Raw genomic sequence first — 25,223 nt, 5'->3', positions numbered from 1 at the left:
CTTTGTAGGTATATTAATGTATTTAATTTTCTATTGTAATAATCAAAAACCTACAAGGTTTTGAAAACCTTGCAGGACATTATCCAAAGATTATTTTTTAAATTGTAATAAAGCCGTTCTTGTAAAATCAGACAAAACTAATTTTCCTGTTATAGCGGCACGTTCGAATAAAAGCGATTCCCAAGTTTCAGTTCCTTCCCAAATGATCTTTTTCATTTCGTGTAAAGCTTCGGGATTGTATGAACTTAGTTTTTGAGCATAACTTTCAACCTCTGCATCTAAAGCAGATGCTTCGCATAAAACTGAGAAAAGCCCTTTTTGAAAAGCCCATTCTGCAGATTTCCATTCGTGTGGCGCCAGCGTCATTTCGGTCATTGCTGTTTTGTCAATTTTTCTGGAAACGGCGGGTTCAATTACAAAAGGTCCAATTCCGATGGCGAGTTCTGATAATTTTACATCGCTTTCTTTCGCAGCAAAAACGTAATCACAGGCCGATATAATTCCTACTCCTCCTCCAACGGCTTTTCCTTGAACACGTCCGATTATTAATTTACTGCAGTTACGCATTGCATTGAGTAAATGAGCAAAACCAGAAAAAAATTCTTTTCCCTGTTCTTCATTTTCAACCTGCAAAAGTTCATCAAACGAAGCGCCAGAACAAAAAGCCTTAGCTCCTTCGCTCTTTAAAACAATAACAGATACGGTTTCATTTCGGCTCAACGAATTAATCTCTGCCGTAAGTTTATCCAATAATTGACGCGGAAAAGAATTGCTGGCAGGATGCCCAAATTGTACTGTTGCAATTGTATTTTGAAAAGAAGTTTCTAAACTTCCATTTAGATTTTCTAAACTCATAAAAATAGATTTAAAGGTAAAGTTACGCTTTTGAAAAATAATTCTCCTGAAACGCTGCGAAATTTGTTTTTTGACAATTAATTGATTTTATTTGTTATGACCATTTTGGGGGATTAGCTCATTTGGCTAGAGCGTCCCGATGAAAAATCGGGAAGGCGACTGTTCAAATCCAGTATTCTCAACAAAACAAAATCAGGGGGATTAGCTCATTTGGCTAGAGCGCTACGCTGGCAGCGTAGAGGCGACCGGTTCGAATCCGGTATTCTCCACCAAAATATAAACCCTTGTAAAGTAAAACTTACAAGGGTTTATCTTTTTATTGAAATTATGATTGCTATTTCTCATCTGCCGAATCCTCAGCATTCACCTCATCTTCCTCAGTTTTTTTGAAATCATTATTCAGTAAGTCAGTTAGTTTCTTTTTTTCTTTCTGATTTTTTCTAACTGTTAGAATAACCAAAATAATTACCAGTGCAGCCACTATTCCTATTATAGTCCAATTGATATCCATAGCTCTATTTTTTATTAAAAGTAAAAAATTAACCTATAGATCATATTATCAAAAGGTTAAGCATATCTTTTCTGATTATATTTCGTTTTAAAACCAATATAATTTTTGAAGGATATTTCTTTAAGAAATGTTTTATATTTTTGTGTGAATTGTAAACAAATATTACCGAAGATTTTCAAATGAGCCAACCGTTTTCAAATAAAACCATTCATCTTTTAAAGAAATACACTTTAATAGCAATACTTTTGTTTACAGCTACTTACTTAGAAATATATTGGGCAATGAGAAGTTTTTCCGAAAAAATATCGAGCGAATGTCTTGATTGTTCTTTTTCTAGCGATGTCAATTTTATTTCTATTTTCACCACTGTATTTTTAATCATTGTATTGCTTATTCTTTCATTGATCAAAAATGTCTATTGGAAAAACAGCCTACAACTTCTGTTTTTAATTGCAGTTTGGTTTTTCTGGAATTATGTCATTTTTGTAGACCGCGAATCTTCTTGGAGCACTTATACATTTAGCGAAGAAATACAACATACAATTTCATACTCTATTTTACCTATTTTAGTGTTATCTGCTGTTACGGCATTTAGTTTGCATACTATTCACAAAAATATTTCTAAACCTTTATAGTCCTATGAATTTAAAATACCACGCCATTATTGTCATTTCATTTCTTTTTATAGTTTCCTGCAAAAAAGAAGAAAATAAAACCATTGAAACACCTTCGGCAGAAAATGCAGTTGTTGAAAATGATACTTTACAAAACCAAGAACAAAGTTCACCAAAAGAAAGCATCAATTTATTTACGCTTATGCCAAAAGATAGCAGCGATGTTGCTTTTGTTTCCCTTTCGGATATTTATCCTGTAGGCGAAGAAAATGATACACTTGCGTTACCAAATATTGAAAAAATAGGCAAACTGAAGGCTCAATATTTTACGTTCGAAAAAAATTACAGAAAAAGATTTTTATCTAAAACCAATATTTCTGAAAGTGATTCGGTATTTGTTTATGATTATGCCAAAAATAAACTCGCTTCTTTTTTAGTTAAAAATCTAAAAACGGCCGCTTATTTAAACGGATATTCATCTGAAGAAGATTGGCCGTATCACAATTATGATTATATGATTGGTTTCGAAATCAATATAAAATACCTCAAAGGTTTCAGCGAATATTATCGTGATGCGATCGTATATGTAGGCAAAGAAAATCCGTTTGCGAAACAAAAATTAGTTCCGATTGACTGGAAAAAAATTACTGCTAAAGATTTTCCTTCGAAAGCCTTAAAAGGCGAAGATCAAAAAACGTTAAAAGGAACTTCAAAAGGAACTACTTACGCTTTTAAAACAGCTAATTATGATTATTTTCTTCAGGATTATTTAGACAATCGAAAAATTCTTTTTGGCAGACGTCTTTTGGTAACCGATGCTAAAACAAAAGAAATTATAATTGAAAAATTATACAGCCAGAGCGAAGGAACTTCTCCTTCTCCATTAAATTATGAAGAAAGTCCAGAAACAATTAATCAATGGACGGGGAAGCTTTTTAAAAATAAACCAGAAGTTGTGTTCGGTTTTTTATATGAATCATTTGGCTGTCCGGGAATTTCAATTATCGATAAATCAAATGAAGAAATTTATCTGCAGTGCGATAATCGTCATTAAGAGATAAGAATTACAATTACAATCACAATTACAATCACAATTACAAAATTATACTATATACAATGGAAGAAATTAAAAACCGTATTACTGAATGTGAACTTGAATATGATGAAATCCATGAATTAGCTCCTGCCACAAATGAGGAAATCGAAATGATTACGCCTTATTTTTCGCTGCCTATTCCCGAAGAATTAATCACTTTTTACAAAACGGTGGGCGGAATAGAATCGGATGAAATCTTCCGTATTTTTTCTCCTGAAAATCTTTTTAATCAAATTCAGGAACGAGCGGAACTTGAACACAACTCGATCGGAATTATCGATATGATTATTGCTTTTTGGGGAAATGACAGACCCGAATTTCAGCAATATGAACTCCTGACCGAAGAAGAAACCGAAAAAATAAACAAAGCTTTTCCTTGTATTGGCTGGATTATGTCTGAAGAAGACAATTATGAAAGCGGAGAGTATGTTATTTTTGATAAAAAGGGCCATTTCATGAATTTGTATTCTCATCAAGATGATTTGGGAAAGACTAAAAATCAACTACTTAAACTTTTAGAATCAGGTCTTCCTGAAAGATCCCTTGAAAATGTTCTTGAAGAACTTTTTGAAAGAGCCCAAGGAAATTTAAGCCGTTGGGACTAAATTGATATAAAAAATATTTCAACAAAAATTTATTTGCAATAAATATAATTAGCAACAAAACCCTAAAATCATGTCTGAATTAAGTTCATTATACTGCAAAGTCAAAATCACAAAACCACAGTTAGAAAAATTTTTAAATAGTCCGCTGGAAAAACCAGAATTAAACAAAAACTGGCTTGACTATTGGGACAGCCGTGAGATGTATTCGAAATCAGAATTGACTCAGAAAGAACTTTACACATACAATGACAACATTAATCAGGAAGTTATTGACGGTTGGATTAATTATCCAGAAGCGATGGCTTTTTCTGATTACGATGAAGCAACTGAAGAATGGCATTGGGGAATGATGTTTTTTAGTGAAAACTTTTCAGAAATGATTCCGATGTTTGCTTTTATCATCAGCATGGAAAAGTACGTTACCGAAAGTCCAGAAAATATGGCAATTGTTTTTCCTTTCTTTTGGGGAGATGATGCTGTTCATGCGCATATTTATTTCGAAAACGGAAAAGCAATATTAAATCCAAAAGCCCAAGTCTTAAAAGATGTAAATCCAGAATTTTTAGAACAAACCAAAAATTTCCTAAACAAAAAATGGGATCAGCTGGCGAAAGAAATGGATTTAGATAATCTGGATTAATTCACATTACTTCAATATATCAGAAAATAAAAAATTCCCCGTAAAGATCAGTGACTTTACGGGGAATTTTATTTTATCAGGCTTTTAATTAGCTAGTTTCTTTTTAAAAAGTTTCGAAATGTTATATCCTAAACTCATCATAACACACATTGGGCAAACGCCAAACCTGAAAAAGAAAAGGATAAATTTTTTATGAAAAGGTAAATTTGCAGGTACTATTGGACAGCTTATTCCATCGCCTTCAAACTCCTTAATACGCCAAACATTTAATGATTCTTTCATTTTTTTTCCTTTTAAATATGAATTAATTTAACCCCAGAAGTGATAAATACACATTGCTGTTAAGGCTACTGAAATAATACAAAGAATTAGTTTTGTTCTAGTTTTCATTTTTTTATGCTTTTAAAAGATTATCAATAATGGTTTTTATTTCTGCATCTGTAGCTGCGATACTTGTTTCGTTTACTACTTTAAGCGTTTTGGCATCTATAAAAGTTACGATACCAGTTACCATAGATTTATTTTTTCCGTCAACAAGACCACAGCTTTGCAGCATTCGGCCTACTCCTTTTCGGTTGGTTTTATAAATCTGTTTGTAAAGAGAAGATTTCTTCAGGTTTTCTTTTGACTGCTCGATAGTATTTTTATCAGTCATGTCGTTAATTACAATCGCTACACCTTTTGTAGTATAAGGCATAATGTTGTTTTGAAATCTTTCGCCATTTGCTTTGCAAACACTACACCAGTTGGCTTTGTTTACAACTGCAATTATTTTCGTTTCAACCGCTGTGGATTGATTACCTTTTGTTTGCTGTCCGTATGACAGAAAACTTACCGCCATTATCATATAGGCAGAAATTAATTTTAACATCGTACTTTATTTTTAAGTTATAAGTATTGATACCCATAATTTAAAAAAGTCACCCATTTAAAAAGAAAATATTTTTTTTTCAAAAAAAAAGAGGCTCTTACGCCTCATCTTCTTTTACTTTTTTTATTTGCTGAATACATTTATGTTTTTGATTGCTTGCCGAATGTGGATTTTTCCAGCCCATTTTTACCATCAAATGCTGCATTGGCACTTCATAAAAAAACAAAGCTCGGATTATATTCTGGCAATGACTTGTAATTTTTTGCAGCCAATTTTCCAGTTTTTCTTCTCTTAAATTTTCCGATTCTGTTTCTAAAAATGTTACTTCTTTTTTATAATCTGACAGACTTTGTTCATCGTCGATAATTTTTATTCTAGTATCACGAAGTTTTTTGAGCCATAAATTTTTAGAAATAGCATACAAATAGGTTTTTAAAGATGATGTTAAAACAAACTGAGGTTCTTTCACTTTTTGAAATAATACCATTATAGCTTCTTGAAAAATATCTTCGGCATCTTCAATATTTCCGTTATTTTGCTTTATATACGAAGCAACAGAAGGGAAATAAAACTTATACAGCAATCTATACGATTTGCTTTCTCCCGTTTTAAGCTCTTTCAGTAAATCATTGTCAGATATCGTTTCCATATAAACGTTTTATTTCCTTAATACCAAAAATCAAATCACTATCACCCACGTTTTCAAAATATTTTCATTTTTTTTCAATGGTACAAATTTCGAATCTATTTATATAAGTTAAAACATGAATAACTGATACACAATTTGTTAGTGCAAAGTTAGGTGTTTTAAAAATCAATTAATCTTAAAATTGTATGAAAAATTGTATTTTTGTTTCATTCTAATAAAGCAAAATTGTAATTTACTTCAAAAAAGCTGTTTTTTACGAAAGGCTATTTTGTAACCAAATTTTAAATACCTTTGAATTATGAGCACAGCAACAAAACCAAATCACATAGGGCGAAAAATAAGCCGTATTCGTGAACTTCGCGACATGAAACAAGAAGCATTAGCGTATGCTATGGGTACAAGCCAGCAAACTATATCGGCGATAGAAAACAGCGAAACTATAGACGAAGATAAACTTATCGAAATAGCAAAAGCACTTGGTGTAACGGTAGAAGCAATAAAAAGTTTTTCAGAAGAAAATGTAATTAATTACTTCAACACATTCACAGATAGTCATGGAAATTTTGGAAATTTTGCCAGTGGAGCAATTTGCAACTTTAATCCTTTAGATAAAGTTGTAGAACTTTACGAGCGATTGGTTCAAGCCGAAAAAGATAAAGTTGAATACTTAGAGAAAATATTGAAGGAGAAATAGTCTTTCAATTTAATATAGCAAAAAAGCCATTTCTTTTTCAGGAATGGCTTTTTTGTTGGTGAAAATATTTAATTCAAATTTTTCTCGACAAAATCTTGACAATATTTTTTTATCAATTGCCTCACTTTTCTAAATTCTTCTTTTACTTCTAAATCTGTTCCTGTTGCCTTTGCAGGATCTGGAAAATTGTAATGAAATTTTTCTGCTTTTGTTGGAAAAAAAGGACATCTTTCTTTTGCATTATCACAAACCGTAATAACAAAATCAAAATCGATATTATTATATTCATCAATATGGTTAGAAGTATGATTTGATATATCAATTCCATCTTCTTTCATAGTTAAAACAGCTTTCGGATTTACTCCATGAGTTTCTACTCCAGCACTGTAAATTTCGGCTTTGTTACCTGCAAAAAATCTCATATAACCTTCTGCAATCTGGCTTCTACAGCTGTTTCCGGTACAAAGTATTAGTATTTTCTTTTTCATAATTTTAAACAAACAACCACACAATATTTATAATACAGAATTTGGGATCAAAACCAAAAATGAGCTGCAATACAATAATCGAAGTGGTAATTATAATTACTTTTTTATATTTACTGATTTTTATTTTCATTTCTTAACAGCATCCTGAATTTGGCGTGCAACATGAAACATCATTTTTTAAATCTCCTAAATTTACTTTCATTTTTTCTGTTGGAATTCCACAAGAATCTTGAGCCAGACACGCTGTTGTTTTATTTTGAAGAACAAATATTTTCCCGTTAAAAGCCAAATCATACTTTCCAATTGTATCACTTTGATATTCAACTTCAATTTCAAAATCTCCAATACCAAGTTTAGATTCAGAAAGCTCTATGATGTGTAATAACTTGGCTGGTTTTAATCGGTGTTCAAAATCATTAGCGTTCCAAAGTTGAAAGTTTACAACCTGTTCTTCTCTAATTACACCACCACAATCAATGAAATGTTTTTTAATAATTCCAACTTCAGTTACGTGAAAATGTTCTGGTACAAAAGTTCCATTTTCTAATTGAAATTCAACATTTTGTAATTCTGGCAAAATCTGTTTTATTTCTGATAATTTCATATTTTCTATTTTATCGGTTAAATGCAATATTGCGATAATACATATCAAAAAAAATGTCTTAACAACATTTTGATTTCGAAATAGTTTCTGTGATATTCAAAAAGTAAGTATTTAATATTTCTATAGTTTTCTCATCAATACAATAACAAATAGCATTTCCTGAGATATTTCCTTTTATGATACCTGCAAGTTTTAATTCTTTCAAATGCTGAGAAACTGTTGCTTGTGCAAGTGGAAGTTCATTTACAATATCACCGCAGATACATTCATTTACTTTTAACAGATATTCAAGTATTGCAATTCTTGCAGGATGTCCCAAAGCTTTAGCTATTACAGCAATTTGATTTTGTGTTTCGGTAAAATGCTCTGTTTTAGTAACTCCCATCGTATTTTAATTTTATATCGCAATATTACGATAAAAGAATTAGAGATACAAAATTTTCATTCAAAAATTCAATATAATCCCTATGGGATACATTTCAGCGGTTTGTTTATATCCTACCGATATTAAACTCCTAGCGGAGCATTTCTTAGAAATTGATTATCGGTAGAATTAATATTCATAGATATTCGTGGGAATTATGCATCGAATTGATATCGGCAAATATTAAATAGTGGCGGATTTCTCCTAGCGGATTATTTCGTAGAAATGAATATTGGTAGAATTTATAGATATCCGTTAGAATTAATACAGTGGAAATTAATATCGGTAGATATTAAATATTGGTAGATCCCAAATATCCCGCATAAACATTGTCCCGTAGGGACTTTATCTTAAAAAGTTATTTCTTAAAATTTAGAAATAAACTTTTGATTTGTAGATCTGTCTTATTTTATCCATTATAAATCTTCTACGGGGATTTCATTATAAATGGTCAAGTTATTTTTGCCAAATAATTCAATAGAGAAATACAATGAAAAAGATAATTTTATTTTTCGCATTCACAATACTTACTTTAGTTTCATGTTCGTCAAACGATGACAATTCTGAAAACAAAAAACAGACAAACTCAAATCCGCCAGCGTGGATTATTGGAACATGGTCAAATGGAGATACCACGTATATTTTTACAGAAGATGATATAAAATATACGGTTAATGGCGTAACGACTTCAATGAAGGAAGTAATGAACGATTATTATAAATATAATACCGGCGTTTCTATAGCTTCAGAAGTTAAACAGACATCTAATAATAATAGTTATAATGCTATTTATACATTAGGAGATACTAAAACTACATTTAGTTTCACTAAGAATTCAAATACAAAAATTACCTCAAACAGTTATTTGGAAGGAGTTTATATCAAACAATAAAGCAGAAATTTTACACACCAAACTATCTCAACAAAAATCCCAATCGAATCGATCCGTAAAAATATCCTGAATTGGTATCGATTCCTGGATCATTTAATTCTCTTCCGCGGTAGATGAAAGAGTATGAAATATTGAAATTATTGCGTCGGTATTTTAAACCGGCTTCGGCATTAAAACGAAGCGGTTCTAAGTCGAAAGTAAGCGGACTTGTATCGTTAAACATACTGCCTTCGATTGTAGCATCGTAAAATTGATAATTGACACTTGGCGCTGCGTAGAAATAAAATTCTCGAATATCAGGTTGTGCATTGGCATTTACCGAAGCATCGTACATATTCGAATCGTATATGGGAAGCAGTTTTTTAAATCCAAATCTCGCCATAAATCCTGTAGAAACTCCTGTAAAAATAGTTCCCAGATTCGCTTCTGACTGAAAATGAAGATCTATAAAATCGTTATGTTTTGATGGAAACATTTTTTTAGAATAGACAACATGCGCCTGCAATCCCAAAGCGTTATGAATCTGGTTATCCCAGCCGTACACTTTTTTATAGCCAATCATGTTGTGAAAACCTTTCTGTAAATCTTCTCCAAGCGAATTCGGACCTACAAATCCAACCTGAAAATCAGTCTTCAAAACGGATTCACTTTGGTAGAAAAAGCTTTTTCCAACTTCAGCAAAAAGATATCCCGCAAACGGACGGTCGTTTATATCAACAGCTTCTTTATTAATAAATCGTGGATTATAAAGATACTGCCCTACTCTAAATTCGGTGATTTCTTTGTTTATTTTCTCGTTGTTGTTCTTGCTTAAAAATCGGTAAAAAATTTCAAGTCCGTTCGTGTAATACATATCATTTTTAGACGATGTGTATAAATCATTATCGGTTATAAAACCTATTTCAGTAGTTTTTCCTTGTCCAAAAGTCAACGTTGTGGTTAATATCAGAAAAGCAAAAATCGCATTTTTACTTCTCTTTGCCATTGTAATTTATTTTTCCAACGTAACGCATTTCGCGTACAATTCGTTCTTTTCTTCTATTGATATAACTTGACGAACCAGTCGCTTTAAATTTTCTTGGGTTGGGCAGAATCGCCGCAATACCTGCTGCCTGCATAGGTGTTAAACTCGAAGCATCTCGGCGGTACCAATGTTCTGTTGCGGCGTAAGCTCCGTACACTCCGTCACCCATTTCGATACTGTTTAAGTACACTTCCATGATACGTTCTTTGCCCCAGATCAATTCGATCAAGACCGTAAAATATGCTTCAAGACCTTTACGGAAATAACTTTTCCCCTGCCATAAAAAGACATTTTTAGCCGTTTGCTGCGAAATAGTACTCCCGCCTCGAATTCGGCGTCCGCGTTCGTTGCTTTTATATGCTTTTTGAAGTGCTTTAAAATCAAAGCCATTATGAGTTAAGAAAGTTCCATCTTCACTGGCGATAACGGCTTTTTGCAGATTCATCGAAATTTTCTCGATTGGTTCCCAGTCGTGGTCAAAATACACTTCTTTTCCGTCCATTTTATTTTCGATGGCGCGAATGAGCATTAAAGGTGTAAACGGAACAGGAACGTATTTAAAAAATACAACCGAAGCAATCGAAATGCCAAAAAACCACAAAGCGGCTTTGATAAAAAACCATTTTACTTTTTCGCCAAAAGATCGATTGCTTTTCTTTGGCGACGATTTTGGTTTAGATTTGCTTGCTGCGGGTTTTTTAGGTGCTGGTTTTTTGGTTGCTGCCATTATATTAAATCTGCTAATTCTGTTCCTATTAAACTTCCTATTGCTACTCCCATTCCACCCAAACGTACTCCGCAGAACACATTTTCAGAAAGTTGCGTTACAACAGGATTCTTACTATTTCCAATTCCCATAATACCGCTCCATCGGTGCGCAATCTGAAAATCCTGATTTGGTAAAATTACATTTTTCAGTAAATCTTCCAATTTATTTTGAATAATTTTCGTCTGTCCAAATTCGGTTGTGGTTTCACCTTCAAAATCAAGGTTTCGGCCTCCGCCTAATAAAATACGATCATTAATATTTCTGAAATAATAATACCCGCGATCTAAATGAAACGTTCCTTTGATATCTAAATTGTGAATTGGCTCTGTAATAAGCACTTGCGCTCGTGCTGGTCTAACCTCTCCTTTTGTCAATTCACCTGCAAAACCATTAGTTGCAAAAAGCAGTTTTTGGGTTTTAAAGCTAAAATCGTTTACGACAACTTCAACATGATTTCCAGCATCGGCATACGATTTTACAGTCTGCTGATTTAAGATTAAAATATCTGCCGAAACTGCCTGCTTCAACAATTCCTGCATCATATTTCCGGTATCAATTTGTGCTTCAAACGGATTAAAAATTAAATACTCCTGAATATTCGAAAATCCAAATCGATCTACTTCTTTCGAAAAAACATCGGCTTTAAAAAGCGGTTTTAAAATTTCATTGATAAACGGGATTTTAGAAACACATTCGCTAAACCCAAATTCGTCTTCTTTCAAAAATAATTCATATCCGCCGTGAGGTTTAAAATCAATTGCCTGATCTCCCAGCGTTTTTCGAAGTAATTGAAGTCCTTTCCAGCGTTTTTCGATCAATGCCACAACATCATCTTCTGAATGTGTTTTGAGGTCATCCATAATTTCAGACAAACTCCCAAAACAAGCAAAACCAGCATTTTTGGTACTGGCTCCTTGTGGCAGCATTCCGCGTTCTAAAACCAGAATTTTAGCAGTAGGAAATCTTTCGCGCAAGCGCAATGCGGTATGCAGACCCACGATTCCGCTGCCTACAATAGTATAATCAATATTTGCGAACCAGTTTTTTAGTTCCCAGTAGCTTAGTTCCATATTTTTGATAAATTCCAATATTTAAATTCCAAATTCCAATCTTGGGTTAAATTACAATTTTTAGATAAATTCCAATATTTTAAATTCCAAATTCCAATTAAAATTTTGCTTACGCTGTCAGGCTGAGCGGAGTCGAAGCCACTTTCTGGTTGTGCCCTTCGACTTCGCTCAGGGTGACAATTGGAATTTGAACACGAACGATAGCGAACAGCGAAGCAATTCACGAATTATTTTTGACAATCTTTGAGAATAAAAATTCGTGAATTCGTGGCGGAAAAACTTACATTAACTTTAACATTTTTGGAATTTGGAATTTAACTAATTGGAATTTAATTGTTGTATTTTTAGCACACAAAAAAATAGAATTTTTATTATGAAAAAAGTAGTAGTAACAACCTTAATAATGATGAGTTTAAATGCTATTGGACAAAATGTAATGTCTCCGGAATTGTTATGGAAATTAGGACGAGTAACTCCGCTCGGACTTTCGAAAGATGAAAAAAATATCGTTTACAAGGTTTCAACGCCTTCTGTAGCCGATAATAAATCGACTTCTAAACTTTATATTATTCCCGTAAACGGAGGTAATGCCACTGAAATCAAAGACACAAAAGATGTTCTAAAAGACAAAAATATTTCGCCTGACGGAAAATTTGTCGTTTACAATGAGGAGGTAAAAATCGAGAAAGTTTTAGGAAAAGATTTCTACCCAAGTCTGGACAAATCGGATGCTCAAATTTATAATGGTTTAGATTACCGCCATTGGGATACTTGGAATGAAGGCAAATTTAACCACGTTTTTTATAAAGAAAACAAAGACGGGGCAAAAGGAACTGACATTATGAAAGGCGAAACTTTTGATTCTCCGCAAAAACCTTTTGGTGGTGACGAAGATTATATCTGGTCGCCAGACAGCAAAAGCATTTTGTATGTGTGCAAGAAAAAAGCGGGAACTGATTATGCGATTTCGACTAACACCAATATTTACGAGTACAACTTAGAAACTCAAAAAACAACTAACAAAACCGAAGACAATTTAGGGTACGATACTGCTCCACAATTTTCTCCAACAGGAAATTTATCTTGGCTGCAAATGAAACGTGACGGTTACGAATCTGATAAAAACGATATTATTGTTGAGTTTAAAGGAATCAAAACGAACTTAACGGCAAATTGGGACGGAACTGTAGATAATTTTATTTGGAGCAAAGACGGAAAAACGGTATTTTTTGTAGCTCCAATTGATGGAACAAAACAACTTTTCTCGGTTAATTTTCCTGGTTTAACTAAAATTGCGATCAACGTTCGCCAATTGACAAACGGAGATTTTGATGTAAATGATTTAGTTGGTTTTTCTGGAGATGATATCATCGTTACCAGAACTGACATGAACCATGCAGGTGAGATTTATTCTTATAACTTGAAGAAAAACACTTGGAAACAAATCTCAAACATCAATACCGAAACCTATAAAACATTAGCCTTAAGCAAAACAGAAAAACGTTATGTTACAACAACTGACGGTAAAAAAATGTTGGTTTGGGTAATCCTTCCTCCAAATTTTGATGCCTCAAAAAAATATCCAACTTTATTATTCTGCCAAGGAGGACCACAAAGTCCGTTGACACAATCGTATTCTTTCCGTTGGAATTTCTCTTTAATGGCAGCCAAAGGTTATGTAGTAGTTGCTCCAAACCGTCGCGGAATGCCAGGACATGGCGTTGAATGGAACGAACAAATCAGTAAAGATTGGGGCGGACAAGTTATGGACGATTATCTTTCTGCAATTGATGATGTTTCTAAAGAAAACTATGTAGATAAAAGCCGTTTAGGATGTGTGGGTGCAAGTTACGGAGGATATTCTGTATTTTATTTAGCTGGAATTCATAAAAACCGTTTCAAAACTTTTATCGCTCATGATGGTGTTTTCAATACGGTTTCAATGTTAGGAACAACTGAAGAAGTTTTCTTTAACAACTGGGATTTTGGCGGTGCTTATTGGGAAAAAGACAATGCTGTAGCACAAAAAGCATACACGACTTTTAATCCGGCAACTTTGGTTCAGAACTGGAATAAACCTATTTTGATTTTTCAAGGAGGAAAAGATTTCCGTGTGCCAATTGGTCAAGGACAAGAAGCTTTTCAGGCTGCTCAATTAAGAGGAATCAAAAGCCGTTTTGTGTATTTTCCAGATGAAAACCACTGGGTTTTAAAACCGCAAAATGCACAGGTTTGGCAGGGTGAATTCTTTAAATGGTTAGATGAAACGCTGTAATTCTAAATAAAATTTTAAACGATAACCGCAGTATTATTTATATAATCTGCGGTTATTTTATTTTAGCCACATTTGAATTATGTAAATATTTGATTTGCATTTCCTTTCCTCAAATAGAATTTTTAAATAAATTGCGATGAATTCCAATTGTTAAAAACGTCCTTAACCCCAGACAAATATTATGGAGAGCAAAAAAAGTTATACAGCCCTCAAGGTTTTATTCAGCTATGTTGCATTATTGGCTCTCGTGGTTACGGTGGGATGGTTTTTATATTCGGAAAATGTGGTTTACAAAAAACTCGAAGATAAAATTGCGCATGAAAAAACCAAAATTCTACGAGTAAGTAAGTTATTTTCGAATGTGTACAAAACGGAAAGTCTGGCGCGAAAAACCATTCAGACCAATTCTGAAAGTGATTTCAAAAATTATCTTGTCGAAACCGATTCTTTAAAAGCCAGAATCGATACTTTAAAACAAATTGTTACTACCGAATATCAAAAAACACTTTTAGATAGTGTGACCTATTTATTGTCTGAAAAAACAGAAAACATCAGACAGTTAAAAACCATCAAAAACAAAGCTGAAGACGAAGTTTCTGTCAACAACGCGATTGACGAAATTACCAAAATGGAGTTTAATCTTCGAAAACTCGAACTTCAGGATTTTACCAAAAACCCAAACGAATTAGGAAGTTACCAGCGAAATGTTCTTCAAAAATATGTCGATTATCTCAATCAGAATATTCCGGATGACAGCACTAATACGTTGAGTAAAAAAGCTTCGGATTCTATTTTGGCGAATTCTAAAAAACTGCTCAGCAACGTAAAAATGAAAGCCGAGAAGAAAAAAGAAACGTTGAATTTTGAAGAAAATAAATTACTGAAAAATGAAATCGCGATTTCGGAACAGCTTCGAAAAGTACTTCGCATAATCGAACGCGAAATCATCAACAATTCTATTAAAAACAATTCTTTAAAAGAAAAATCACTTAAAAAAGTCAACGAAATTGTAACCGCTTCGGCAATCGCAGGTTTGATTCTGACTTTGTTTTTCTCTGTTTTAATTGTGAGCGATTATTCAAAATCGCAGTTATATAAAAAACAGCTTGAAATTGCGAATTTTAAAACCAAGAATTTATTAAAAAGCCGTGAACAGTTAATTTCTACGGTAAGCCACGACTTAAAAACGCCTTTGAGTACTATTGTGGGATATTCGGAACTTTTGGGAAATTCCGACATTACCACTAGACAGTCGTATTTCATCAAAAATATTAAAAATTCGTCTGAATATATTACACAGCTTGTTCAGGATTTACTGGATTTCTCCCGAATTGAAGCTGGAAAAATAACGGTAGAAAAAGTCCCTTTTTATCTTCCTGAATTGATTGAAGATACGGCTAAAAATATCCAGACGGTTTACAAACAAAAGGACATTGAACTAATTGTTAATGTTGATGAAAAACTAAATACCCGAATTGTTTCGGATCCTTTCCGATTAAAACAAATATTAACGAATATTATCGGAAACGCTTATAAGTTTACCGAAGAAGGTCATATCAAAATCAGTTCGTTTGCAACAGAAGATGAAAATTTCTTTGTCATTACAATTGAAGATACTGGAATTGGGATTGAAAAAGGCAATCAGAAATTAGTTTTTGAAGAGTTTACGCAGGCGAATGAAAGCATTGAGAAAAAATACGGCGGAACTGGTTTAGGACTTGCGATCTGCAAAAAGATCATTTCATTTTTAGGCGGAAGTTTAAATCTGGAAAGTACTATTGGAAAGGGAAGTACATTTGAAGTTAAAATTCCGTTGGTTTTTGACTACAGCCCAATTACAGTTGAGGAAGCTAAAAGAAATATTGCAAAAAACACCAAGAAACAGACTTTCATTGTGATTGATGACGACATCAATTTACTGAATCTAACGAGTGGTGTTTTACGACAAGAACAGCATCAGGTTTTATCTTTTACAAGTGCCGTGAAAGCCATTGAAGCGATTGAAGCTACACATTTCGATTTTGTAATCACTGATATTCAAATGCCGGAAATGGACGGTTTTATGTTTTTAAAACAACTCCGAAATTCTGAAAAAGGCATTTATAAAAATCAGCCTGTAATTGCCCTTACCGGAAGAACTGATCTAGATTCATCTGTATATACCGAAGCTGGCTTTACAACTGTGATTAAAAAACCATATTCGCCAAAAATTTTATTGGAGACGATTCAGCATATTTTAGATAATGATGTACTTCCACACACTGAAATAAATGACGACGAAGAAACGGTTTCCTCACAATTGTATTCTCTTGAAACGTTGAAAGATTTTTTAGGCAACGATAATGATGCTTTAAAAGAAGTTATAAAAGCGTTTATTTCCAGCAGTGAAGAAAATCTGGTTTTATTGGAAAATGCTATTACAGATGAAAATATTCCTGAAATTAATTCGATTGCACACCGAATTGCTCCAATGTTCAAACAAATTGAAGCAAGGGAAATTGGCACTATTTTAAAAATGCTGGAACAGAAAAATCTAGAAATCTCAGAACTGAAAGATGTGTATACTGATTTGAAAGTAAAAACCAGCGAACTTTTTGAAGCGCTGCAACAAGAAATCGTTTAATCGATATTGTATTGTTTCAGTTTATTGTAAAGTGTTTTTCTGGTAATTTTAAGCAGTTTTGCCGCTTCCGATTTATTATTCTGCGTTCTGTTGAGCGCGTGAATAATGGCTTCTTTTTCATTTTCTGATAATGAAAAAGCGCCTGTAAATCCTTGCTGTTGTTTTGAAACCTGAAAAAATTCAACAGGAAGCACATCGCTTTCTATAAAATCACCTTGAGATAACAATGTAGCACGTTTTACGCAGTTTTGAAGTTCGCGTAGATTTCCCGGCCAGTTGTAGTTTTGAAAAATAGAAACCACTTCAGGCGAAAATCCAATAATATCTTTATTTAACTGCTGATTGGCTTTTTCGAGAAAATAATCGGCAAAAAGCATTAAATCTTCGTCACGATCTTTTAATGATGGAGACTGAATCGAGAATTCATTGATTCTATGGTATAAATCTTCTCTAAAATCGCCGTTTTTTACTGCTTCGCGTAAATCTTCATTGGTAGCGGTAATAATACGTATATCGACGTTTATTTCTTTATTGCTTCCAACAGGTTTTACTTTTCGTTCTTGCAGCGCACGCAATAATTGAATTTGATTGTCATAAGAAAGGTTTCCTATTTCATCCAGAAAAAGAGTTCCGCCGTTCGCGGCTTCGAAATATCCCATTTTATCGTTGATCGCTCCCGTGAAAGAACCTTTTAAGTGTCCGAAGAATTCACTAGCTGCCAATTCTTTCGGAATCGCTCCGCAGTCAACCGCAATAAAATTGTTGTTTTTTCGATTGCTTTGCTGATGAATACTTTTGGCGATGATTTCTTTTCCGGTTCCGCTTTCGCCGATAATTAAAACTGACATATCGGTAGGACTTACCAATTGAATATGATCCTGCAGTTTTTTTGAAGCAACCGAAATTCCTTTTACAAATTCATTTTCACCCGTAACCGTTTTTTTTGCTGCTTTTTTTGGTTTAGGAGTTTCTTCTGTGTTTTCTTCCTCTACTTCTTGCGATGCTTTTAAGGCATTTGTAATTACAAGTAAAACTTCATCTGGATTAAAGGGTTTTGAGATATAATCAGCTGCACCATTTTTGATGGCTTTTACGGCAGTGTTCACATCAGAATAACCGGTCATTAAGATAACTGGAATATGCGGATATTCATTTTTAAACTCAGACATAAGACCAATACCGTCAGAATCAGGCAAACGAAGGTCTGTCAAAATCAAATCGAAAGATTCTTTTTTGATTGCTGATCGTGCTTCGGCAGCAGAGAAAGCGACTGTTACTTCGAATGATTTTTTTAGGAGAAATTTTTCTAATAATTTACAAAACGAAATATCATCTTCTATTACTAATATCTTGGGCATTTGTTCTAAAGGGAGTTTTTTGCTAAAATAACACTATTAAAATTGTAATTTCATAAAATTATGCAAAAAAAAAGAGATTGCACGATGCAATCTCTTTTTCACCAAAAACATAAATCTAATTTCACCTAATTTATATCTTCAACCAGTTGCCATTGACATCTGAATACACAGTAGCCTTTTGGTCTCCAACTGATATTTGTAATTTATATTCCTTTTTATCATTAATAAATGCTTTTTCCAATTTAGCATTTGGATAAGCGGTCTGCAGGGCGGTTTTTACAGCTGCCGGTACAGCATCTGTAGTAATCTCAGTATATTCTGCTTGCAGAGAAACCGAAGTTTGTACCTTTTTAGTAGAAGTCTCTGCTGTTACAGAGATTGACATGCTCCCTAAAATGATGGCTGTTGCGATGGCTAACTTTTTCATAACGCTCTGTTTTTATTATTTTTTAATGATATTTCCTGAAGCGTCTGTGAAAACAGTATACTTCTTATCTCCGCTTGAAATCTCAAGTTTGTACTCATTTTTGTCATTTTTGTATGCTTTTTCAAGTTTAGTACCTGGAAAAGATTTTTCAACAGTTGACTTTACAGCTGCCGGAACAGCATCTAATCCAACTTCAGTAAATGCATCCTGAAGGTTTACTGATTTAATAATCGAAATTGATTCTGCTGGAGCAGCTGCTTGTAGAGACAAGCCTCCTAAAACAATAGCTGCTGATAAGATTAACTTTTTCATAATGCTTAGTTTTTTATGTTATTTTTTAAGGATGTTTCCTGTAGCGTCTGTGTAGACAATCGATTTTTCACCTCTTACTGTGATTTCAATTTTATATTCTTTATTTGAATTCACAAATGCTTTTTCAAGTTTTACACCTGGATAAGCTTCGTCTAGAGATTTTTTAATCGCTGCAGGTACGGCATCTACTTCTTTATAATCATCTTGATATTTAACTGTGTTTACTGTATTGGTGGTTAAAACAGTATTTTCTGCTTGTATTGACAAACTACCCAATAGAATAGCTGTCGATAAGATTAGCTTTTTCATAATTAATAGTTTTTAGGTTAGTTTTTAATTATTTTTTTACCCAAGATCCGTCAGCATTAGCATAAAGAGCTCCTACTTTGTCTCCTACTGTAACTTCTAATTTATATTGAGAAGCACTGTTTTTGTATGCTTTATTTAGAACTGCGTCTGGATACGCTTTTTTAAGTGCGTCAGTAACTGCAGCAGGTACTTCTGTTACATTGATTTCTGTATAGTCATCTTGAAATGACGCTACTTTTACGATTGTATTTGAAATTGGCGAAGTTGAAGCAAATGATGTTAAACCTCCCAAAACGATTGCGGCTGATAAAAATAAATTTTTCATGATAATTGTATTTTAATGTTGTTAATTTAATCTTAGTATTCTTAATTTGAATTTCCACGGTTAAGACTAATTACTAAATTTTTACTATTATTTTTTTAGAATCCAGGATTATTTTTGAATCCAAGTTCCATCTGCGTTAGCGAAAAGATTTCCAACTTTGTCGCCAACTGTTACGTCCAGCTTATATTCTGACTTTTCGTTTTTATATGCTTTTGTAATTACTGCTGTAGGATAGGCTTTTTTCAAAGCTTCTGTAATGGCAGCTGGCAATTCCTCTAATTTAATTTCTGTATAATCGTCTTCAATAGAAGTAACTTTTACAATAGAATTTGAAACTGGAGAAGTTGAAGCAAATGATGTCAAACTTCCTAAAACAATCGCGGCTGATAAAAATAAATTTTTCATAATGTGTATAATTAAATAGTTAATAGTTTGTTTTACACTTTAGGTAAAGAAACTATCATGCCGAAACAAAGTAACTACACTTCAATACCCGTAAAGTATTGTTTTTAAAGGGATTTACTAATACATGCCAAAAAATAGGCATGTAAAAAAGTGTGTAACTTGAATAAAATGTGTGTAAAAAGTATACACAAATAGTGTTTACCTGCTGTACAGAATAAAAAAGCCCAACAGTGTTTTTTAAACTGTCGGGCTGAAATAGGATATATATAAAAGAAAAAAGGCCGTCGATTGACGGCCTTTTAAATTATTCTGGACTATTCATTTTGAAAGTCTCCATAAATGCAGTTGTATAATCTCCTGCAATATATTTTGGATCATCCATTAATTGTCTGTGGAAAGGTATTGTCGTTTTCACACCTTCAATTACGAATTCGTCAAGAGCTCTTCTCATTTTACTGATAGCTTCTTCACGAGATTGTGCAGTTGTAATTAACTTAGCAATCATAGAATCGTAATTTGGCGGAATGCTGTAACCAGAGTAAACGTGAGTATCTAAACGTACTCCGTGTCCTCCTGGCATATGAAGCGTAGTAATTTTTCCTGGTGAAGGACGAAAATCGTTGTACGGATCTTCAGCATTAATACGAACTTCAATAGCGTGTAATTCAGGAAGGTAGTTTTTACCAGAAATTGGAATTCCAGCAGCAACCATAATTTGCTCACGAATTAAATCGTAATCAATTACTTGTTCTGTAATTGGGTGCTCCACCTGAATACGGGTATTCATTTCCATGAAATAGAAGTTTCTGTGTTTGTCTACTAAGAATTCAACAGTTCCAGCTCCTTCATACTTAATAAACTCAGCCGCTTTTACAGCTGCCTCACCCATTCTTGTACGCAATTCATCTGTCATGAAAGGTGAAGGTGTTTCTTCAGTAAGTTTTTGGTGACGACGTTGTACTGAGCAGTCTCTTTCAGAAAGGTGACATGCTTTTCCATAAGAATCTCCTACAACTTGAATTTCGATGTGACGTGGTTCTTCAATAAGTTTCTCCATGTACATACCGTCATTTCCAAATGCTGCAGCAGCTTCTTGACGTGCGCTTTCCCAAGCTTTCAAAAGATCTTCTTCTTTCCAGATGGCACGCATTCCTTTTCCACCACCACCTGCAGTAGCTTTCATCATCACTGGATAACCAATTTCTGCAGCCGTTTTTTGTGCATGCTCGTAAGATTCTAATAATCCGTCTGAACCTGGTACACATGGTACTCCTGCAGCTTTCATTGTAGCTTTAGCAGAAGCTTTATCTCCCATTCTGTCGATCATTTCAGGAGCTGCACCGATAAATTTGATACCATGCTCTTGACAAATTTTTGAGAATTTAGCATTCTCAGAAAGGAAACCGTATCCTGGGTGTATTGCGTCTGCATTTGTAATTTCTGCAGCAGCAATAATATTTGACATTTTTAAATACGATAAGTTACTTGGAGGAGGACCAATACAAACCGCTTCATCTGCAAATTTAACATGCAGACTTTCTGCATCGGCTGTAGAATAAACTGCAACAGTTTTAATTCCCATTTCCTTACATGTACGAATTACACGAAGTGCAATTTCTCCTCTATTCGCAATTAATATTTTTTTAAACATCTTATTTTAATTAGATAATTAGACAATTTGATAATTAGATAATTTTAGATGTCTGTTGTATTAATTCTATCAGATCAATCTAAAACCTAAAATCTAAAATCTAAATTTATTTATGATGGATCTACTAAGAATAAAGGTTGATCAAATTCAACTGGAGACATATCGTCAACAAGAATTTTTACAATTTTTCCTGAAACTTCTGATTCGATTTCGTTGAATAATTTCATTGCTTCGATTACGCAAAGAACATCACCTTTTGATACTGAGCTTCCTACTTCAGTGAAAACTGGTTTGTCTGGAGATGGTTTTCTATAGAATGTTCCGATAATTGGAGATTTTATAGTAACATATTTAGAATCGTCAGAAGCAGGTTTTTCTGGAGTTACACTTACAACTGTTGGAGCAGTAACCTGCGGAACTGTTGCTTGTGGTAAAGCAGCCTGAGCTGGTAATTGCTGTACATAAGTTGCTTCTGTTACATTTGTTTCTAAGGTTGTTCTGATCGTGATTTTTACATCATCCATTTCCAACTTCACTTCTGCAACACCCGAATTTGCAACAAATTTGATTAGGTTTTGAATTTCTTTTAAATCCATAATGATTCGTTTTTAGTTTTAATTTATTTCTTATCGTAAGCCCATTTTAAATAGATAGATCCCCAAGTGAATCCACCGCCAAATGCAGCAAAGATAACATTATCTCCTTTTTTAAGCTTATCTTCAAAATCAGCTAATACTAGTGGTAAAGTTCCTGAAGTGGTATTACCATATCTTTCGATATTAACTAATACTTTAGACTCATCAAGTTCAAGTCTTCCTGCAGTAGCATCAATGATGCGTTTGTTTGCCTGATGCGGCACTAACCAGTCAACATCCTGATTAGTTAAGTTGTTTCTCTGCAAAATTAATTCGCTGGCATCTGCCATATTGGTAACTGCGTATTTAAATACCGTTTTACCATCTTGCATGATATTGTGCTGTCTGTTTTTTACAGTGTCTTCACTAGGCGGAATCAAAGATCCACCAGCTGGTATTTTAAGAAAATCACGTCCAACACCATCACTTCTTAAATATTCGTCTTGTAAACCAAGACCTTCGTAATTTGGTTCGAACAATACAGCTCCGGCACCATCACCAAAAATAATACAAGTTGCTCTATCAGTATAATCAACAATTGATGACATTTTATCGGCACCAATTAACAATACCTTTTTATATCTTCCAGACTGCACGTAAGCAGCTGCAGTTGACATTCCGTACAAGAAACTTGAACACGCTGCCTGCAAATCGTATGCGAATGCGTTTGTAGCGCCAATTTCTGTTGCAACATAAACTCCAGTTGAAGCCACCATCATATCTGGTGTTGCAGTTGCCATAATAATCATATCAATCTCTAACGGATCAATGTTAGCTTTTGCTATTAAATCCTTTGCTGCTTGTATGGCAAGGTACGATGTTCCTTTATCAGCATCTTTAAGAATTCTTCTTTCTTTAATTCCGGTACGAGTGGTAATCCACTCATCATTGGTATCCACCATGGTTTCCAACACCTTATTAGAAAGAACAAAGTCTGGAACGTAAGCTCCAACAGCGGTAATTGCGGCTGTGATTGTACTCATTATATTCTATTATTTCCTTCCAAATTAACAGTAATTTGAAAAATTTTTAAAAGACTTGAAAAATACAAAAAAAAACGAAGCGAATTTGTCTATATTTTCTTAAAAAACGAAAATTATAACCAACAAAAAAAACTCTCACTATGTGAGAGTTCCGGTATAATTTACAAAAACGTATTAAGCAACCGCTTCAGATTTATCGATAACAACTTGCCCTCTGTAGTACATTTTACCTTCGTGCCAGTAAGCTCGGTGGTATAAATGTGCTTCACCAGTAATAGGACATGTAGCGATTTGAGCTACAGTCGCTTTATAATGTGTTCTTCTCTTATCTCTTCTTGTTTTCGAGGTTTTTCTCTTAGGATGTGCCATTTTACTATATTATTTATCCGTTAATAGTTTCTTTAATTTTTCCCAACGCGGGTCAATATCTTCTTCTTTATTACTCTCTTCCTTTTGTTCTTTTACACTTAATTCATTCAATTTGGTTAAAGCATCGGTTTGTAATGTTCCGTCTTTAACACCTGGATGAATTCTTTTTTGAGGCACCGAAAGTGCAATCATTTCATAAATGTATTGTGACACATCTAATTCATGTTCTCCATGCGGCAAAATCAACAACTCTTCGTTATCATCATTAAATTCTTCTCCAAAACGAACAATCAACTTCATTTTCCCTTTTATAGGTAAATCAAAATCTTCGCCTGTTAGATCACAAGGTACATTTACAGTTCCTTTGTGTTTGAATTCTAATTCTAACATATTGCTCTTTTTATCAAAAAGCAAGTTCACTTTAATATCTGAACTCTGAAACTCATCGTACTCAAAGTCCTTAAAGAACGTGTTATTTATTTGATACTCAAAATGGTGTTTTCCTAGTTTTAATCCTACGAAAGGAATTAAAAATTCTTTTGTTTTGCTCATTTCAACATCAATTTGATCAACTCAGTTCTAAAAGCAGACATCTGAATTGGGGTGCAAAGATATAAAATTATTGTAAATTCAATAATCTTATTCACCTTTTTTTGTTTATAACTGTTTTTCTTTTATTTTAAGAGGTTTTTGGCTAATCTCCTCATACTGATTACGCGAGCGAAAAATATCAAGCGCAAGATAAACTGCTTCTTTAAACGAATTGAAATCTGCCATGTCTTTTCCAGCAATATCGTAACCTGTGCCATGATCTGGTGAAGTACGAACTTTATCAAGACCTGCCGTATAATTTACTCCTTTGCCAAAAGAAAGTGTTTTAAACGGAATCAATCCTTGATCGTGATAGGTTGCTACAACGGCATCATATTTTTCATATTGACCGCTTCCAAAAAAACCATCGGCAGAAAATGGTCCAAAAACCATCGTGCCGCTGTCAAATAATTTTTTCAAAACCGGTTTTAAAATCAAATCGTCTTCTTTTCCTATTACGCCGCCATCGCCACAATGCGGATTTAATCCTAAAACAGCAATTTTTGGCTTCACAATACTAAAATCCTGAATTAATGATTTTCGTATTGTTTCAATTTTTCTGGTAATTAATTCTTCTGTCAAATGCGATGATACTTCGTTTAAAGGAACATGATCCGTAAGCAGACCTACTCTTAAATTATCCTGAACCATCATCATTAAAGCATTTCCTTCTAATTCCTGATCCAAATAATCAGTATGTCCCGGAAATTTAAAATCTTCTGACTGAATATTGTATTTATTAATTGGCGCTGTAACCAGAACATCAATTAAATCTTCTTTTAAAGCTTTGGTCGCCGCTACAAAAGATTTTATAGCATATTCCCCGATTTTTTCATCATTTGTTCCAAAGTTAATATCTACTCCTTCTTTCCAAAGGTTATACACATTTACTTTTCCCGGAATGATTTGATCTAATTTATCTACACCATGAAACTGCACGGTTGATGTAAAACTTTTTCTAACAAAAGAAAGTATTTTAGCATTTGCGAAAATAACAGGCGTACATAATTCTAATATTCTTGAATCTTCGAATGTTTTTAGTATAACTTCGCTTCCAATACCGTTTAAATCTCCAACTGAAATTCCAACAATTATATTTTCTGCTTTTTTATTCATGAGCTCAGCTTATTTATTACTAATTTTGATGTGCAAAT

General features: G+C 33.5%; 31 protein-coding genes and 1 tRNA gene. 9 read left to right on the top strand and 23 right to left on the bottom strand.

Annotated features, from left to right (window positions below):
• Nucleotides 1-90 precede the first annotated feature (90 nt).
• A complete protein-coding gene (locus tag P2W75_RS07150) occupies nucleotides 91-855 on the bottom strand; it encodes an enoyl-CoA hydratase/isomerase family protein (protein ID WP_276379821.1) in 765 nt (254 codons plus the stop codon).
• Nucleotides 856-1,050: 195 nt separating this feature from the next.
• Here P2W75_RS07150 and P2W75_RS07145 point away from each other — a divergent pair.
• Nucleotides 1,051-1,127 (top strand) — tRNA-Ala (locus P2W75_RS07145).
• Between the two features lie 62 nt (nucleotides 1,128-1,189).
• On the opposite strand, the gene P2W75_RS07140 is transcribed toward P2W75_RS07145, so the two are convergent.
• On the bottom strand, nucleotides 1,190-1,366 hold the full coding sequence (locus P2W75_RS07140; RefSeq protein ID WP_276379820.1) for a hypothetical protein: 177 nt from the start codon (nucleotides 1,364-1,366) through the stop codon (nucleotides 1,190-1,192).
• 179 nt (nucleotides 1,367-1,545) lie between these two features.
• Here P2W75_RS07140 and P2W75_RS07135 point away from each other — a divergent pair, with 179 nt between their 5' ends.
• The 4 genes from P2W75_RS07135 (at nucleotide 1,546) to P2W75_RS07120 (ending at nucleotide 4,321) form a co-directional block, all read left to right on the top strand.
• Nucleotides 1,546-2,001 (top strand): hypothetical protein, encoded by a 456-nt coding sequence (locus P2W75_RS07135; protein WP_276379819.1) that lies wholly within the window; start codon nucleotides 1,546-1,548, stop codon nucleotides 1,999-2,001.
• Nucleotides 2,002-2,005: 4 nt separating this feature from the next.
• Nucleotides 2,006-3,034 (top strand): oxidoreductase, encoded by a 1,029-nt coding sequence (locus tag P2W75_RS07130; protein WP_276379818.1) that lies wholly within the window; start codon nucleotides 2,006-2,008, stop codon nucleotides 3,032-3,034.
• A gap of 62 nt (nucleotides 3,035-3,096) precedes the next feature.
• A complete protein-coding gene (locus P2W75_RS07125) occupies nucleotides 3,097-3,681 on the top strand; it encodes an SMI1/KNR4 family protein (protein ID WP_276379817.1) in 585 nt (194 codons plus the stop codon).
• Between the two features lie 70 nt (nucleotides 3,682-3,751).
• Nucleotides 3,752-4,321, top strand: a complete 570-nt coding sequence (locus P2W75_RS07120; protein WP_276379816.1) for a hypothetical protein — start codon at nucleotides 3,752-3,754, stop codon at nucleotides 4,319-4,321.
• 84 nt (nucleotides 4,322-4,405) lie between these two features.
• On the opposite strand, the gene P2W75_RS07115 is transcribed toward P2W75_RS07120, so the two are convergent.
• From P2W75_RS07115 to P2W75_RS07105, 3 genes are all read right to left on the bottom strand, one after another.
• The gene (locus tag P2W75_RS07115) at nucleotides 4,406-4,603 is read right to left on the bottom strand and encodes a hypothetical protein (protein ID WP_276379815.1); all 198 of its coding nucleotides are present in this window, start codon (nucleotides 4,601-4,603) and stop codon (nucleotides 4,406-4,408) included.
• 112 nt (nucleotides 4,604-4,715) lie between these two features.
• Nucleotides 4,716-5,192 (bottom strand): hypothetical protein, encoded by a 477-nt coding sequence (locus P2W75_RS07110; RefSeq protein ID WP_207294477.1) that lies wholly within the window; start codon nucleotides 5,190-5,192, stop codon nucleotides 4,716-4,718.
• Between the two features lie 97 nt (nucleotides 5,193-5,289).
• Nucleotides 5,290-5,841 (bottom strand): RNA polymerase sigma factor, encoded by a 552-nt coding sequence (locus P2W75_RS07105; protein ID WP_207294476.1) that lies wholly within the window; start codon nucleotides 5,839-5,841, stop codon nucleotides 5,290-5,292.
• A 298-nt stretch (nucleotides 5,842-6,139) separates the two neighbouring features.
• On the opposite strand from P2W75_RS07105, the gene P2W75_RS07100 reads away from it, so the two are divergent.
• The gene (locus P2W75_RS07100) at nucleotides 6,140-6,535 is read left to right on the top strand and encodes a helix-turn-helix domain-containing protein (protein WP_276379814.1); all 396 of its coding nucleotides are present in this window, start codon (nucleotides 6,140-6,142) and stop codon (nucleotides 6,533-6,535) included.
• 68 nt (nucleotides 6,536-6,603) lie between these two features.
• On the opposite strand, the gene P2W75_RS07095 is transcribed toward P2W75_RS07100, so the two are convergent.
• The 3 genes from P2W75_RS07095 to P2W75_RS07085 form a co-directional block, all read right to left on the bottom strand.
• A complete protein-coding gene (locus tag P2W75_RS07095; RefSeq protein ID WP_207294474.1) occupies nucleotides 6,604-7,023 on the bottom strand; it encodes an arsenate reductase ArsC in 420 nt (139 codons plus the stop codon).
• Between the two features lie 133 nt (nucleotides 7,024-7,156).
• Nucleotides 7,157-7,627 carry a DUF6428 family protein gene (locus tag P2W75_RS07090; protein WP_276379813.1) on the bottom strand — a complete coding sequence of 157 codons (471 nt, stop codon included), beginning with the start codon at nucleotides 7,625-7,627 and terminating at the stop codon, nucleotides 7,157-7,159.
• Nucleotides 7,628-7,685: 58 nt separating this feature from the next.
• A complete protein-coding gene (locus tag P2W75_RS07085; RefSeq protein WP_276379812.1) occupies nucleotides 7,686-8,012 on the bottom strand; it encodes a helix-turn-helix transcriptional regulator in 327 nt (108 codons plus the stop codon).
• 529 nt (nucleotides 8,013-8,541) lie between these two features.
• On the opposite strand from P2W75_RS07085, the gene P2W75_RS07080 reads away from it, so the two are divergent.
• Nucleotides 8,542-8,943, top strand: coding sequence for a hypothetical protein (locus tag P2W75_RS07080; protein ID WP_276379811.1), 402 nt, complete (start codon nucleotides 8,542-8,544; stop codon nucleotides 8,941-8,943).
• Nucleotides 8,944-8,965: 22 nt separating this feature from the next.
• On the opposite strand, the gene P2W75_RS07075 is transcribed toward P2W75_RS07080, so the two are convergent.
• From P2W75_RS07075 to P2W75_RS07065, 3 genes are read right to left on the bottom strand one after another with little or no spacing between them, the layout of a single operon-like run.
• Complete coding sequence (locus P2W75_RS07075) at nucleotides 8,966-9,928, bottom strand: lipid A deacylase LpxR family protein (protein WP_276379810.1); 963 nt, start codon at nucleotides 9,926-9,928, stop codon at nucleotides 8,966-8,968.
• Nucleotides 9,912-10,694 carry a monofunctional biosynthetic peptidoglycan transglycosylase gene (gene mtgA, locus P2W75_RS07070; RefSeq protein ID WP_276379809.1) on the bottom strand — a complete coding sequence of 261 codons (783 nt, stop codon included), beginning with the start codon at nucleotides 10,692-10,694 and terminating at the stop codon, nucleotides 9,912-9,914. The genes P2W75_RS07075 and mtgA overlap by 17 nt, the downstream gene beginning before the upstream one ends.
• On the bottom strand, nucleotides 10,694-11,806 hold the full coding sequence (locus P2W75_RS07065; RefSeq protein ID WP_276379808.1) for an FAD-binding oxidoreductase: 1,113 nt from the start codon (nucleotides 11,804-11,806) through the stop codon (nucleotides 10,694-10,696). Before P2W75_RS07065 ends, mtgA begins: the two co-directional genes overlap by 1 nt.
• A 373-nt stretch (nucleotides 11,807-12,179) precedes the next feature.
• Here P2W75_RS07065 and P2W75_RS07060 point away from each other — a divergent pair, with 373 nt between their 5' ends.
• Together P2W75_RS07060 and P2W75_RS07055 are read left to right on the top strand one after the other, a co-directional pair.
• Entirely contained in the window at nucleotides 12,180-14,081 is a 1,902-nt protein-coding gene (locus P2W75_RS07060; protein ID WP_276379807.1) for a S9 family peptidase, read from the top strand.
• A 181-nt stretch (nucleotides 14,082-14,262) separates the two neighbouring features.
• Nucleotides 14,263-16,704, top strand: coding sequence for a hybrid sensor histidine kinase/response regulator (locus P2W75_RS07055; protein WP_276379806.1), 2,442 nt, complete (start codon nucleotides 14,263-14,265; stop codon nucleotides 16,702-16,704).
• On the opposite strand, the gene P2W75_RS07050 is transcribed toward P2W75_RS07055, so the two are convergent.
• The 12 genes from P2W75_RS07050 to pdxA all read right to left on the bottom strand — a co-directional run bounded on the left by P2W75_RS07050 (nucleotide 16,701) and on the right by pdxA (nucleotide 25,185).
• A complete protein-coding gene (locus P2W75_RS07050) occupies nucleotides 16,701-18,062 on the bottom strand; it encodes a sigma-54 dependent transcriptional regulator (RefSeq protein ID WP_207294462.1) in 1,362 nt (453 codons plus the stop codon). The two genes, P2W75_RS07055 and P2W75_RS07050, sit on opposite strands and share 4 nt — an antisense overlap.
• A 130-nt stretch (nucleotides 18,063-18,192) precedes the next feature.
• The gene (locus P2W75_RS07045; RefSeq protein WP_207294461.1) at nucleotides 18,193-18,489 is read right to left on the bottom strand and encodes a hypothetical protein; all 297 of its coding nucleotides are present in this window, start codon (nucleotides 18,487-18,489) and stop codon (nucleotides 18,193-18,195) included.
• Nucleotides 18,490-18,504: 15 nt separating this feature from the next.
• The gene (locus P2W75_RS07040; protein WP_207294460.1) at nucleotides 18,505-18,801 is read right to left on the bottom strand and encodes a PepSY-like domain-containing protein; all 297 of its coding nucleotides are present in this window, start codon (nucleotides 18,799-18,801) and stop codon (nucleotides 18,505-18,507) included.
• Between the two features lie 18 nt (nucleotides 18,802-18,819).
• Nucleotides 18,820-19,110 carry a hypothetical protein gene (locus P2W75_RS07035; protein ID WP_276379805.1) on the bottom strand — a complete coding sequence of 97 codons (291 nt, stop codon included), beginning with the start codon at nucleotides 19,108-19,110 and terminating at the stop codon, nucleotides 18,820-18,822.
• Nucleotides 19,111-19,138: 28 nt separating this feature from the next.
• Nucleotides 19,139-19,435, bottom strand: a complete 297-nt coding sequence (locus P2W75_RS07030; RefSeq protein WP_207294458.1) for a hypothetical protein — start codon at nucleotides 19,433-19,435, stop codon at nucleotides 19,139-19,141.
• Between the two features lie 108 nt (nucleotides 19,436-19,543).
• Nucleotides 19,544-19,840, bottom strand: a complete 297-nt coding sequence (locus P2W75_RS07025; protein ID WP_276379804.1) for a hypothetical protein — start codon at nucleotides 19,838-19,840, stop codon at nucleotides 19,544-19,546.
• Nucleotides 19,841-20,144: 304 nt separating this feature from the next.
• A complete protein-coding gene (gene accC / locus P2W75_RS07020; RefSeq protein WP_207294456.1) occupies nucleotides 20,145-21,491 on the bottom strand; it encodes an acetyl-CoA carboxylase biotin carboxylase subunit in 1,347 nt (448 codons plus the stop codon).
• Nucleotides 21,492-21,601: 110 nt separating this feature from the next.
• Entirely contained in the window at nucleotides 21,602-22,087 is a 486-nt protein-coding gene (gene accB, locus P2W75_RS07015; protein WP_207294455.1) for an acetyl-CoA carboxylase biotin carboxyl carrier protein, read from the bottom strand.
• A 23-nt stretch (nucleotides 22,088-22,110) separates the two neighbouring features.
• Entirely contained in the window at nucleotides 22,111-23,109 is a 999-nt protein-coding gene (locus tag P2W75_RS07010; protein ID WP_207294454.1) for a beta-ketoacyl-ACP synthase III, read from the bottom strand.
• 174 nt (nucleotides 23,110-23,283) lie between these two features.
• A complete protein-coding gene (rpmF, locus tag P2W75_RS07005) occupies nucleotides 23,284-23,478 on the bottom strand; it encodes a 50S ribosomal protein L32 (RefSeq protein ID WP_008465217.1) in 195 nt (64 codons plus the stop codon).
• A 9-nt stretch (nucleotides 23,479-23,487) separates the two neighbouring features.
• Entirely contained in the window at nucleotides 23,488-24,030 is a 543-nt protein-coding gene (locus P2W75_RS07000) for a DUF177 domain-containing protein (protein ID WP_207294453.1), read from the bottom strand.
• A gap of 105 nt (nucleotides 24,031-24,135) precedes the next feature.
• Entirely contained in the window at nucleotides 24,136-25,185 is a 1,050-nt protein-coding gene (gene pdxA / locus P2W75_RS06995; protein WP_276379801.1) for a 4-hydroxythreonine-4-phosphate dehydrogenase PdxA, read from the bottom strand.
• Nucleotides 25,186-25,223: the final 38 nt, after the last annotated feature.

The organism is Flavobacterium sp. H4147 (genome assembly GCF_029360735.1).
GTDB lineage: Bacteria > Bacteroidota > Bacteroidia > Flavobacteriales > Flavobacteriaceae > Flavobacterium > Flavobacterium endoglycinae.
The sequence above is the reverse complement of the archived record's forward strand: the minus strand, read 5'-3'. Positions and strand labels throughout refer to the sequence as shown.